Below are 13,000 nucleotides of genomic sequence, written 5' to 3'. Positions count from 1 at the left end.
CTGAGAAAAAATGCCTGATTCGACTAAGTGTTGGACTGCAATAGCCGCATTACAAAGGAAAGACCTAATGTCAGAAGCAGACTTCCAATGATAGAAATGTGCAAATGAAAGAAGAAATTGAGCCCCATCAATACGAGAACAAAAAAGATGAGTTGGGTTAACACGCTCTTGTTCATTGAAATATCCCCAACATGATTAGCTCGGAGTATTCGACTTCTGCGATTGTCCACTTGAGACCAAGCGAACCCAATATAGCTATCAGGTCGATTCCTTCAAGAGAGTGAATTGAGAAAAGTATTACTTTCAAAGGAAAAAAGGCATACTTCAGACTCAAACGCTGCGCTCTGCCTGTAAGGATTCTATTTGAATGGTGGGGCTTACGGATTGCGGTTAACTAGTTCTAACGCTTGCGCTTGGAAGATGGTTTTGGTTTCTCCTTCGTGAGTGCTTCCTGCAGGGCAGCTACGGGTTGGTCGCCCATTTGGCCGAGTTCTTTGTTGAGCATGTTCAACAGAGCTTGCAGGAACGCCACGAGCATCGGTCCGACCAGGATTCCAATCGGGCCAAGAACTTGCACACCACCAATCACGCTCAAAAGAGCCAGCAGCGGATGCAGATTGGCCTGGCCGTGGAGAATGTAGGGCTTGATGATATTATCCACCATCGATACGACTCCGGCACAATACAGCGCCAGCACCCAGGCGGCAGTTGTGCGATGGTCATAAAAGTGCAGCCAGGCACAAACAGGCACCCACACTGCTGCAGCACCCACAAAGGGAATCATCGCCATAAACATTGTAAGTCCCGTAAGAAAAAAAATGCGATCGCTGCCAACAAAAAAGAACCCAATGCCAGCCAATAGCCCCTGAACGATGGCCGATGCTAGTGTTGCCAATACCACCGAGCGACTGATGTCGCTAAATTTATCGAGTAACTCTTGTTCGTATTTGTCGTCGAGCGGCGAGAGTCTCATCAATCCAGCGGCCATGGCTGGTCCGTCTGCGAAAAAGTAGTAAGTGGTAATTACCATGATTGCCAGTCCGACCAGACTACTGACGATAATTCGAAATCCGCCGACTGCCAGTGGGGTTGCCATTTTACTGAGACTGTTCGTGATGTCTTTCATCACCAAATTCGCATCCAATGAATAGGGGATCTGAAATCGCTCAAGCAGGGCATTTGCTTGATCCACAAGTTGAGTAATAAACACCTTGAAAGATTTGGCCTCCTCATGAGCTTCCTCTTCAACTGGAGGTTTGGCCACAAGCGGTGGCACTTCGCCATTCGGGACAGCGGCTTGATGATTGGCTAATTTAGTGACCAATTCCGCACCTTCTGAGATGGCACGCACAGTTAGAGCAACCGTTGGTAGCAGCACGATCAAGACAATGGCCGTCGTTGTGAGAGCTGCAGCCAGTCGTACGTGATTCTTGACCCGAGCGCTGATCCATAAATGCAGTGGTTTGAAGATCACAACCAGAACCGCTGCCAGAAACAACGGGACGATGAACAAGATCATGACTTGAAAAAACTTCAAGCCAATCAAGAGGATAATCGCCACCAAGACAATGAAGGAGACGACGCGTGGCACGGTGGAAACCTTTGAGATGGGAGGAATTGGGTAATAGGGGCTATTCTAAGGAGGAATCGATTCTTAGCGGAAGATGGGTTTTGGTCGGAGAGCGAGTTTCTGCTATTCTGGAGGTAGGTATATTCCTCGGTCATACTTGTTCAATTATCCATGATCAGCGTCGTAATCCCCACTTTGAACGAAGCCGCCAGCTTGGAGCAACTGCATGCGCAGCTTTGCCAAGTCGCAGAGAGTGAGAATTACGAAATTCAAATGATTGTCGTGGACGATGGATCCACGGATAATTCCTGGCAGGTCATCGAAAAACTTGCTCAGCAAGATTCTCGCGTCCTGGGAATACGCTTTCGGCGGAATTTTGGAAAGGCGGCAGCACTGAGCGCGGGCTTCAATGCTTCGATGGGAGAAATCATCGTCACGATGGATGCCGACTTGCAGGACGATCCAGCTGAAATCCCCAATTTGATTGCTCGACTAAACCAGGGCTTTGATGTGGTCAACGGCTGGAAGCAAGAACGGCATGACCCGTGGCACAAGACTTGGCCCTCAAAGGTGTTCAATCTACTGGTAAGTTGGATGACTGGAGTGCGACTTCACGATCACAACTGTGGCCTGAAGTGTTTTCGCCGGGAGGTGATCAATGAGGTTCGACTCTATGGAGAGCTTCATCGATTCGTTCCCGTGCTGGCGGCTGCCCGCGGATTTCGCGTGGGTGAGGTGGTCGTTAAGCATCGGCCCCGCAGATCAGGGAAATCGAAATATGGTTGGTCACGAATTCCCAAGGGGCTATTGGATCTTTTAACCGTGCGGTTCATTACGCATTTCAATCAACGGCCCCAGCATTGGCTGGGAATGGGGGCGCTAACGTCCTTGATGTTAGGGATCCTGGGCATGGGGTATCTAGCAATGCACTGGTGCGTTTCGCGACTACCAGGGCACACACCGATTCATTTGCATGAAACAGCTGCGCTCTATTACTCGCTGGTGCTTTTGTTGATAGGGGCACAACTTTTGGCACTTGGTTTTGTCGCAGAGTTGATTTCGGCCCTGTTCTCACGCGACAGCGATGCCTATTCGATTGCCGAGCATACGCAGCCCGACAAAAAAACTGAGCAAATACCTTCTCTAGAAGTAAGCCACTCCGCCGAAAGTCCACCTACATGAGCGATCTTGGCAGTGATCCTCAGCGGAAACTTCGCTGGGCCGTCTATTCTATATTTATTACCGTGGCAGTAGGCAATATGACCGGCCGACTGATGTCGGTGAATTCGGTCAATCGGATGGATATCGAAACGCATCTCATCAATCGCCAGCTGGGACCCATCGAGAAGGAACTGAAGAGTCAAAATCTGTCAGAGGTAGAACTGGCAGAGAAGGTTCAGCAGGCCCGTGAGAAGCTCGTTGCCGAGCATACGTTGCAAAGACCATTCTTGAGCGCAAACGACCGCAGCCGATGGCTAGCAATCAGGGCTTTGGTGGAGCAAGGAACCTTTGAGATCGACGATTTACTCGATCGACATGTCTGGAACACGATCGACATGGTCCAGCATCGGGGCGACGATGGCGAGTTGCATCTCTATTCCAGCAAGCCTCCGCTGCTAATCACTTTGCTCGCGGGTGAGTACTGGGTGATTCACAATCTCACAGGAATGACGTTAGAAGAGCATCCCTATTTTGTCGGGCGGCTGATGCTTCTGACTGTCCATGTTCTTCCTTTGGCGTGGATGTTTTTCATAGTTGCTCAGTTGGCTGAGCGATTTGGTCGAACCGATTGGGGACGTATCTTTGTTGTGGCTGCGGCATGCTTTGCCACGATGCTCAACACGTTTGCCGTCGTGCTGAACAATCACATTATTGGTGCCTTGAGTGCAGCAGTGACACTGTGCTACTTTGTGCGAATCTGGTGCGATGGCAGCACGAGACGATGGGACTATGCTGCCTGCGGTTTAGCGGCAGCTTTCACTGCGGCAAATGAGTTGCCCGCCCTCTCGATGTTCGCCCTGGTGGCGCTTGCCCTTCTGCTGCGAAATCGTGGTGCTTGGCTGACTGGTTTTTTGCCAGCGGCGGTCCTGGTTGCGGCTGCGGCATTTGGGACCAACTACGCCGCCCATGGGACATGGTCCCCACCCTATGCCCACCGCTACGCTTCAGACAGCGAGGAAAACTGGTACCAATACACCTACGAGATCGAAGGTGTCAAAATTGAGAGCTACTGGGCGAATCGCCAAGGGATCGACCGGGGTGAGCAGTCCAAGTGGGTCTACGCTTGGCACTGTTTGCTGGGGCACCATGGAGTGTTCTCGTTGACCCCCGTCTGGTTACTGAGCATCGTAGGGCTGATTATGTGGAGTCGCCATCCGCATACCACAGAAGGACAAATCGCCGCAGGGATTGCCCTGGTGTCGGTCGTATGTCTGGTGTTCTACCTGGGAATGCGACCACTGGAGGATCGCAACTACGGCGGCATGACGAGCGGCTTCCGCTGGATGTTTTGGTTCGCGCCGCTCTGGCTTTGGGGAATGCTGCCAGCGGCAGACTCACTTGCGTCTTCGCGCGGAGGCAAGCTGCTGTGTCTCTTGTTACTGGCGATGTCGGTCTTCTCGGTGAGCTATCCGACTTGGAATCCCTGGACTCAACCTTGGATCTACCAAGCGATGGAGTCGGCGGGCTGGATTGCCGGGTGAAGCTGACAGAATCAAGACCGGTGATTCTTTGACTCGCGGTTATTGCAGTTCTGCTGGCAATTCCAAAGCCTTCCAATCGGGTGACAGAGGCGCCACAACACTAATCGGGTCTTGGGTCATGGGGTGTCGAAAAGAAATCTGCCGGGCATGAAGGGCAATGGGACGCTCACGGGGGTCTTCCTTGGGCTGTCCGAACATGTGCTGGCTGCCGTAGCCTTCGTCGCCGGCGACGGGGTAGCCTCGCGAGGCGGCTTGAATGCGGATTTGGTGGGTACGACCGGTTTCCAGTTCAATTTCCAGCCAAGTGCCCCACTCATTGTGCCAAAGCACCCGATAGTGCAGGATCGCGTGTTTGGCTGCCGGATGGTCGGCGGTGACGATTTGAGGCTGTGGAATTCCGTGCCGCTTATGGAGATAGTCGGTCCAAGTGTCTTCATCGGGAGTGACATGACCCTCGACAAACGCCCAGTAGATTTTGTTGACGGTTCGATCAGCAAACTGAGCGCAAATGCGCTGGGCTGCGCGGACATGCCGGGCAAAGATTAGGGCACCCGTGGTGGGCCGATCCATGCGATGCGTGATGCCGAGATAAATGTTCGCATCGGGTGGTTTGCGTTCCTGACGTCGATAATAATCCTTGACGCGGACCTCCATGCTATCGATACCTCGCGGGGCTTGGGTGAGCACTCCGGCGGCTTTGTTGACAACCAGACAGGGGCCTTCTTCGTAAAGGATTTCTAATTCGCAAGGTGAAGGGGACAGGTTCATATTTTCGGTCATCGTCCGTTGAAATTCAAAGCTTGCTGGAAGAAAAATGGACCAGACCCCGGGCTAACCGAAGCGATTCATGATCCGATCGACCAGTTTGGGGACCCAGCGATTTACGGCCACTAAGAGTCGGCCTCGCCAATTGGGGTAGATCTCGGTGCGCCTGAGCTGCATTGCCCGGACTACTTGCCGGGCGACTGCCTCAGGGGGAATCCCTTTCTGTTTGCCCCAGGGTAGCGAATCGCTCTTGGCTAGCAAGTGGTCGAAGAATTCGGTGTCGGTCGTGCCGGGACTTACGACGAGAACTTCGATGCCTCGGCTGTGAAGTTCCGTCCTCAGGGCCTCGCTCCAGCCTCTCAATGCAAACTTGCTGGCCGAATACTCACTATTGTGAGGCATACCACGATGCCCCAGGATCGAACCAATATTCACGATGAGTGAGTCTTGCCCACCATCCAAAAGTGGCAAGGCTAATCGAGTCAGCTCAGTCGGGGCATAGAAATTTACTTCCATGATCTGGCGCAGGACTTGTTCTTCGTGGCCCGCGAACCGGCCGTGGGCGCTCACCCCAGCGTTGTTGATCAATACATCGAGATATTTCCAGTCGCTACGGACACGCTCCACAATCGCCTTGCGAATGGCCGGATCGGTAACGTCGCCAGCCAAGGCCTCAGCGGAGGCTGCACCCTGTGATTTCAGCTCGGAGACAAGTTTGTCTAGCTCCAGACTATTACGAGCGACGACCAGCAAACGGGATTTTTGGCGGGCTAGTTCCAAGGCCAAATGACGACCGATGCCGCGGGATGCGCCTGTAAGTAGAATCCGGCTGTTTTCAAGTACCCGTCGAGCCATGAAACTCGCTACGCTACTTCGTCGACGTTGGCCGGAGGGAGCATGTGACCGTTGGTTGTTACAGCCGGCGTAGGATCACCACTCTTGTAGGGACGAATCTGCACGTCCTCTTGCCCACGCAGCGGTCCAAGATACTTTTGGGGCAACTTGCAGTGGACCACGGTCCGATCCTCGACATAGGTCCGGCTGAGTACCTCACCGTACTGGGCCAAGAAGGCGAGCGTCTTGCCATTGCTGGCCGACAGGTGGATCTCCAGATCGAGAAAGTCTTTGCTAAGAGCCTCGCTCACGGCACTTGCCAGCCGAGGGAGACCGTCCCCTGTGGCGGCGCTTACCAACACGGCATGAGGATAGCGCGAACGGAGCGATTCGAGCGCGAGTGGGTCTGAAACACGATCCACCTTATTTAGAGCCAGGAGCGTGTCTTTCTCGTCGATGCCAAGTTCATGCAATACTTCGTAGACGGAGGTGATCTGGTCCAGCGCTGCCGGGTTGCTTGCATCCGCCACATGAATCAGCAGATCCGCCTGACGGGTCTCTTCGAGAGTTGCCTTAAAACTGGCGATCAAATGATGCGGCAGATCGCGAATAAAACCGACCGTATCGCTCAAGAGCACGGGCCCCCAGCCTGGCAATTGCCAGCGGCGGGTGCGAGTATCGAGCGTAGCAAAGAGTTTGTCCTCGGCCAACACATTAGCGTCAGTGAGCTTGTTCATCAGAGTGCTCTTGCCGGCGTTGGTGTAACCGACCAAAGAGACAGTCATGCGATCGCTACGAGCCGCGACGGCCCGTTCTTTCCGCTTTTCGATTTGTTTAAGATCCGAGCGCAGATCGTTGATTCGTTTTTCGACCAGACGACGGTCTGTTTCCAACTGCTTCTCACCAGGGCCGCGCATACCAACACCCATCTTCATGCGCGAGAGGTGGGTCCACATCCGTTTCAGACGGGGCAGGGAATACTCAAGTTGGGCCAGCTCAACCGCCAAACGGGCTTCGTGAGTTTGCGCCCGCGCAGAGAAAATATCAAGAATAATCTCTGTACGATCGAGCACTTTAGCGCCGATCGTTTCTTCGAGATTTCGAATCTGGGCCGGGGAAAGATCGTTATCAAAAACAACGACATCGGCGTCTGCAGCCTCGACGAACTGTTTGAGGCTTTCGACCTTGCCTTGCCCAATGTAAGTAGCGGGATCGGGAGTAGGCCGATTCTGAGTGATGCGTCCGACGACTTCGGCTCCTGCGGTTTCGACTAGCCCGGCTAGTTCCTCCAAGAGGTCGCCGCTAATGGTGCCGTTAGAGGCACGGTCGCTGGATAAATAGACTCCCACCAGAATGGCGGATTCGCTGTCGATACCTGGTTTGCGGTCGATAGAACTCACCGGCTAATTTCTACTCCTGGCATAGCCGAAGTGGTCATACAGATTGAATCTCTCAAATGCAGAGCCTCATGAATCAGACTGGGTTCGCGCTGAAGTAATGTTTTGATTACATATCTCTATTATAGCACTCTAGGAGACAAGTAGCACAGATAGCCCAAAACCCGTGGGGCAGCCACCTTTGCTGTCATTATAGCCTCGATCCACGATTCTAGCGCCTCTCGTGAGGAGCTTTAGAAAGCACCGCTGCCGATCAGGCCAAAGACTTCATCCGCGGCCTCGAAGTCCTCAGCATCAGATTCTTCCCCTCCAAGGGGAGCGAAGTCGTCAAGCTTGGACTGACCTTCCGTGCCGTAGGGAGCCAAGTAGCCCGAGTAGACTGCATCGGAAAGGGCTGCCTCAAGAATTTTCGCTTCACTGGCAACAGATGCATCCACTTCGGGTTGCGACGCAAACAATGCCGGAACCCCCCAACCAATTTGAAGCGAACGGCTGGTCGTAAAAGTGGAATCAGATCCCTCGGCAGCAGGTGCAGTGATCGGTGCTAGGCTGACTGGTTCATTGCTAATGGCAGAACTTACCAGCGTACTCTCGGGCTCTTGCTGTTCAACCTGCAAGCTGGCAACGAGTGCGGATTGAGAACCATATTCATCTTGCCAGATTACGAGATCGCTACCATTGACTATCCCATTGCCATCAGCGTCGCCTTCGAATTTTGCAGCACCCGACTTCCCGAAACCACGTAGCCAAGCGAGGAAATCACGGCCATCTACATCGCCATCGTCATCAAAATCACCTTGCAATCCAACGCTTAGGGGTAAAAGAGCAGACTCGACCGAACCGATATCAATCCGACCGGCCTGTACTCGCGGAAGACCTCGTTGATCGAATATCGGCACATTACCAACTCCTGCCATATCAGCAGGGTTGCCCCGATTGACTGCAGGGCTACCATCCACCGGAAGATGCGTTAGCGTTGGTCCTCCGTTGGATTGCAACGGGCTCAAAAGCGGATCGGAGACATTTGCAAGACTAGTAGTATCGACTGGAGCTGCGAATGCATCCGTAATTCCGAAGCCAATCAGGTTGTAACCTAGAGACTTAAACGTGTCCTGAAAACTGCCATTTACTCGATCGACATCACTATCACCATTGCCTGCAATAATTGTCGAGTACACGTCAGTACGAGTGGTTGCACTGTTGCCGAAGCTTGCTATGCCACTCCCACGACCAAAGAGCGGCGCGGAGTTGTTCGTGATCGTACTGTGGGCAATTGAAGTAACACCATCTGCGTTGTAAATACCGCCACCATGATCTTGAGTACTGTTCCCAGAAATCGTGGAATTAAGAAACGTCGTACGTTGTCCAGTCGAGTCAGTAGCCAGATTAGTATTAGTGAAGACAGCACCTCCCTTGGACCCAATTCCAGTCGTGGAGTTTCCGCTCAAAGTGCTGGAGTTGACAGTCAAGTTTCCATTGATGGTATGAATAGCACCACCATGAGCCCCATTACCTGACGTGAAATTGCCCTGCAAAGTACTATCAGTAATGGTGACCGTACCGCCATTGATGGCCAAACTACCACCGTGAGAACTGTTACCTTGAGTACGGTTCTGAGTAATGAAGGCATTCACCATGGTCAAGGTGCCACCATTCAGGTATAGAGCCCCCCCTTCCGAGCTTGTGCCGATGGTCCGATTGTTGGTCAAGACGGAAAAGTCACCATATTTTCCTTCGAGGAGTAGATTGGCATTCTTAGCGAAAATACCGCCACCCTCGGAATTAGAGCCGGACGTGATGTTGCCACTGACCACGGAGTTAGTCAGGGTGACTTGGTTGCGCGGGTCGGCTAGCGAGAGCCCACTATTATCGATGAAGATACCACCACCATCTGAGGCACCCCCGGAAACCAAATTGTTAGTGATCACTGCGTAGCTTGTGGTGAGTGACGAATTAGAGAGAAACAACCCTCCACCATGAGCGAGGTTGAAATTAGTCGAGTTCCCAGAAATGGTTGTATACGAGATCGACACGTCCGTATTCTGGGCATTTATCGCGCCACCCGCTGTGAAGGCAGAATTGCCGGTCATTGTCGAGTCGGCAATGGTCAGGCTGCCACCTGCCTGGTTAATCGCTGAGAATGACGCGCCTGAGAAAACAAGGTCGGTCAGTGATAGATCCTCGCGGCTGACGATGGTAGCCCCCAGCAATGACATACCACTTATCGCGACAGCTAGATCAGTCAAGGGATCAGCATCATCAATCTCGAATGCCGTTTGGTTGATGGGGTCGCCACTCGTCAAGAATAATGCAGGCGCACCGAGGCCAGAGATCGTCAGATGGTCGGTTATTGAGAGTGGGTTTACGAAGATTTGAGAACCCAACAACATGGGATCAAATTCGATGAAATCAGGCCGCGGGCTGAAGTTGGACAAGTTGATCGCTTCACGGAGCCCCAGAAATCCCACACCGTAGTTTCCATCATCGAAATCGTCTGTGGTATCAACGATGTAGGTATTTCCCTGCAACTCATAGGAACCAATGTCGATTCTACCATCGATTACGCGCTCATAGGGGGTGCCACGCTGATCACTATCGGGAGGCCCTACGAAGGCAGGATCTCCCGCATTAAGGGCTGGACTTGTGTCCATGAGAACGTGCACTTGCGTCAAACCACCGCCGAATGTCAGAGGTTCCAGCTTTGGATTCGTGATACCAACCAAATCACCGTTAATCGCCATGAAACGAGAGGAGGCGTTGCCATTCCCGATCAGGTTGAATCCTCCGGAGATAATATCATTGACGGCATTATTGTTGGCATTGACCAATCCTTCCACATCAAAAATAAAATTGCCGGAAACGATTGTAGAGTAAAGTTCAATCCTAGAGGAGACCTGCGGAACAGACACAGTTCCGAGCGCGGTAGGATGATTCCAGACGCCGCTGCCCCGTGTCGATGCGGACTGGTTGTTGGTTATTGTCGAATGTTCCACGAGCGTGTCGTAACCACGGTTAAAGATTCCTGCGCCGCGATCACCAGCAGAGTTGCCGGAGATGGTTGAATTGGTAATCGTCACGGGACCGCTATCGAAGTTGATGTAGAGACCCGCACCGTCGTCGGCAGCCGTGTTGCCACTGATCGTGCTGCTGTCGATCATGAGCGAACCGAAACTTTGGAAGAGTCCTCCCCCGTCCAGGCTTGAGCCACTTCCTTTTAGTGTCATACGGTTTAAGGTCAAATCACCAAAATTTTGGATAGCTCCACCATTACCAAGCTGATCTCCTCCTAGGAAGGTCAGATTGGAGATCGAGACCTCCGTACCGGGAGATACGAAGGCAACGCGGTGCCCGTCATTGTTCTTGAATGCCGGAGTCGGATCGTTGGCGTCGATTTCCAAGACAAACTCTTGTGGACCGACTACAATCACACTGTGATCAAACGACAGTTGACCAAGTTGCAGCAGAATTGTGGGAGAGGGTGAAGGCGTAGGATCTGTGTTGAGCGAGGGATCGACCAGATCGAAGGGTGAAAAAGTGATCGTGTCGAGTTCGGGATTCTTGCGTGAAAAATCCAATGCCTCACGCAGGGAAAAATCACCCGGCGTAGTGTAATCATAGACGATTACGTTTGTGCCATTTGGCAAGACAGCTTGATCGGGCGTGGGAAAGGTGTCCCATACACGCGAATATTGTCCGTCGTTCTCATCTTCCAACGCATCCACGACGAACAGTCCCTGCTGCACTTCAACAGCACCGATGTCGACGACTGGGGTGCCGGTGAGTAAGCCATCCGCGACGCGCCGGAAATGTCGCCCGCGTTGTTCAGATCCAGCGGCCAGAAACTCCGGATCTCCCGCATCGATCGCCGGACTTATTTCCGTAAAATCCTCGTCAATGATGGTATTGGGATAGTAGACAGGTGTAGATCCACCGTAGTTATCCAAGGGCCGTAATACCGGATCAACGCCAAACATATTAGTACCCGAGTCGAACTCGATGACATATGCGATCGGCTTGAATTCATCTGCAGGATCATTTTCGAAATCTCCCCAGGTCGCAGTACGCATAGTATTGTCCATACTATGGAATGCGAGGCGGTTTTCGGCGAGTTCAGGAGGATCCTCCGAGGAAGTTGCAGCACCATCATCAGGTTGCCCCGCATCCCAGATCCCGACAAAGGGAACCATGTTATCCGGGGCGACCCACTCCCAACCTTCCCCAGGACCATCCCCTTCGTTGAGCTGGATACCACCGATCCAGGGACCGATATTTTGCGCTGGGCGCATGTCGTCATCATCTTCTGGCTCGAAACCCTTCCAATAGAGAGGATCGTCAATTAGTAAGAAGACATCGTCATTCTCCTGAACGCTTGTGAGAGTCGCTAGATGCGAAGTACCGAAACTGGCGGCCAGATTTGCAGAGTCCCAATCAATACCTTCCGGTGCCGATATTACAAGGTAAAAGTGACCGTTGGACCCTAATGCACCGGCACTTCCTCCACCCAAGTTACCAATTATGTTGTAATTAAGAATGTTCAGCGTAGGGACAAGCGGCATGGGCATGTCCGCTGTGTCAAAGTAGATACCTGCCACATCGTTAGGGTTACCTTGGACCGTGTTGCCGTGGGCGATCGTATAGTTCAGATTGGTAATGATTGGCGCATCCATGGCTGGGTCACCAACACCGTAGGTAGCGACCCCCCCTCCTTGAACCGTGGCAGTGTTTTCGGAAATCGTGCTATGTTCGATATTCACCGTCCCCCGACGGTTAAAAACGCCGCCCCCGAAACCGGGATGGTCCATAATGCTGAAAGTGCTGTTGCCAGAAAGTGTCGAGTTGGAAATGGTGATTCGGCTGTCAAGCGTGCCATCTTCGGAACCATTGAAGATTCCGCCACCGCCCCCACCTGAATCGTTGTTTGAGACCAAGCTGTTTTGGAGCAGAATTGCGCCGAAGGGTTGGTAGATGCCTCCTCCGCCATCAAACGCGGAATTGCCGGTGACAACGGTTTCGATCAGAGTTAGCGCTTCTTGATTAAAAATACCGCCACCGCGACCATCTCCTTCAAATATGCTTCCTCCGCTAATTGTCATGCCACCTAGCGTCACACTGCGGAATTGATTGTCCCCATCGATGTTAATATTGAAGACGCGTTGTCCTACAGAACCACTGACGGTCAATACCCCTGACCCCGGACCTAAGATGCTCACTTGATCAGTTATATTTAAGGTTCCACCATTTGCCCGGCCGTCCAGGCTTATCGTGAGACTGCCACCATCAAACAGGTAATCTTCGAAAAGGATCGTGTCCGTGATGTCAGGTGTACTGTTGGAGAGATTCACGGCCTGCCGCAGAGTGCCGACGATTACATTCCCATTGCCATCGAGATCGCCTGGGTTGTTGACCACATAGGTGGCCAACAAACGACGGTCCTCAAGTTGCTCCATGCGGAGTGAACGGCCGAACTGCTTTCCGGGCGCATCGCCAGCATTAGAGCGACCACGGTTCTTCGTTGACATGTTTGCGGATCGCGCAGTGCGACCACGATACCTTTTTCCATGTGCCATTACGGGTGTTCCTCAAAATGAGATGTTCGACAGACATTGCTGCCTGGGATTCACGTTGCCAGATTGCAATGTTGGCGAGTACCTGTAGTTTCTCGCCCCTGAGAGAAACTACCAGCATGTCGACGTAGGCAATGAACCCAGCCCCCATTGTAATTGCTTTGAAGC

8 protein-coding genes are annotated in these 13,000 nt (G+C 52.5%); 2 read left to right on the top strand and 6 right to left on the bottom strand.

All coding sequences use genetic code 11. From position 1 onward, the window contains the following. Nucleotides 1–400: 400 nt before the first annotated feature. Nucleotides 401–1,591, bottom strand: a complete 1,191-nt coding sequence (locus Pla144_RS06405; protein ID WP_197530432.1) for an AI-2E family transporter — start codon at nucleotides 1,589–1,591, stop codon at nucleotides 401–403. Nucleotides 1,592–1,741: 150 nt separating this feature from the next. On the opposite strand from Pla144_RS06405, the gene Pla144_RS06400 reads away from it, so the two are divergent. Together Pla144_RS06400 and Pla144_RS06395 are read left to right on the top strand one after the other, a co-directional pair. Next, a complete protein-coding gene (locus tag Pla144_RS06400) occupies nucleotides 1,742–2,752 on the top strand; it encodes a glycosyltransferase family 2 protein (protein ID WP_146449151.1) in 1,011 nt (336 codons plus the stop codon). Beyond that, complete coding sequence (locus tag Pla144_RS06395; protein WP_146449149.1) at nucleotides 2,749–4,272, top strand: hypothetical protein; 1,524 nt, start codon at nucleotides 2,749–2,751, stop codon at nucleotides 4,270–4,272. Before Pla144_RS06400 ends, Pla144_RS06395 begins: the two co-directional genes overlap by 4 nt. 39 nt (nucleotides 4,273–4,311) lie before the next feature. On the opposite strand, the gene Pla144_RS06390 is transcribed toward Pla144_RS06395, so the two are convergent. The 5 genes from Pla144_RS06390 to Pla144_RS06370 all read right to left on the bottom strand — a co-directional run bounded on the left by Pla144_RS06390 (nucleotide 4,312) and on the right by Pla144_RS06370 (nucleotide 12,983). Next, nucleotides 4,312–5,040 (bottom strand): RluA family pseudouridine synthase, encoded by a 729-nt coding sequence (locus tag Pla144_RS06390; protein ID WP_197530431.1) that lies wholly within the window; start codon nucleotides 5,038–5,040, stop codon nucleotides 4,312–4,314. Between the two features lie 63 nt (nucleotides 5,041–5,103). Further along, on the bottom strand, nucleotides 5,104–5,892 hold the full coding sequence (locus Pla144_RS06385) for an SDR family NAD(P)-dependent oxidoreductase (RefSeq protein WP_146449144.1): 789 nt from the start codon (nucleotides 5,890–5,892) through the stop codon (nucleotides 5,104–5,106). Between the two features lie 8 nt (nucleotides 5,893–5,900). Then, nucleotides 5,901–7,226, bottom strand: coding sequence for a GTPase HflX (gene hflX, locus Pla144_RS06380; protein WP_231936265.1), 1,326 nt, complete (start codon nucleotides 7,224–7,226; stop codon nucleotides 5,901–5,903). Nucleotides 7,227–7,501: 275 nt separating this feature from the next. Next, nucleotides 7,502–12,787: a choice-of-anchor Q domain-containing protein gene (locus Pla144_RS06375; RefSeq protein WP_146449140.1), complete on the bottom strand. Its 5,286-nt coding sequence runs from the start codon at nucleotides 12,785–12,787 to the stop codon at nucleotides 7,502–7,504. Further along, nucleotides 12,759–12,983 carry a hypothetical protein gene (locus tag Pla144_RS06370; RefSeq protein WP_146449138.1) on the bottom strand — a complete coding sequence of 75 codons (225 nt, stop codon included), beginning with the start codon at nucleotides 12,981–12,983 and terminating at the stop codon, nucleotides 12,759–12,761. The genes Pla144_RS06375 and Pla144_RS06370 overlap by 29 nt, the downstream gene beginning before the upstream one ends. Between the last annotated feature and the right edge of the window lie 17 nt (nucleotides 12,984–13,000).

It is taken from the genome of Bythopirellula polymerisocia, from assembly GCF_007860015.1.
Taxonomy (GTDB): domain Bacteria; phylum Planctomycetota; class Planctomycetia; order Pirellulales; family Lacipirellulaceae; genus Bythopirellula; species Bythopirellula polymerisocia.
Note: the sequence above shows the minus strand (reverse complement) of the source record. Positions and strands in the feature narration are given on the sequence as shown.

Excerpts from the sequence above, each read along its gene's own strand:
- Pla144_RS06400 (WP_146449151.1), top strand. The coding sequence starts at position 1,742 with ATGATCAGCGTCGTAATCCCCACTTTGAACGAAGCCGCCAGCTTGGAG.
- Pla144_RS06375 (WP_146449140.1), bottom strand. The coding sequence starts at position 12,787 with ATGTCAACGAAGAACCGTGGTCGCTCTAATGCTGGCGATGCGCCCGGA.
- Pla144_RS06395 (WP_146449149.1), top strand. The coding sequence starts at position 2,749 with ATGAGCGATCTTGGCAGTGATCCTCAGCGGAAACTTCGCTGGGCCGTC.
- Pla144_RS06370 (WP_146449138.1), bottom strand. The coding sequence starts at position 12,983 with ATGGGGGCTGGGTTCATTGCCTACGTCGACATGCTGGTAGTTTCTCTC.
- Pla144_RS06385 (WP_146449144.1), bottom strand. The coding sequence starts at position 5,892 with ATGGCTCGACGGGTACTTGAAAACAGCCGGATTCTACTTACAGGCGCA.
- Pla144_RS06390 (WP_197530431.1), bottom strand. The coding sequence starts at position 5,040 with ATGAACCTGTCCCCTTCACCTTGCGAATTAGAAATCCTTTACGAAGAA.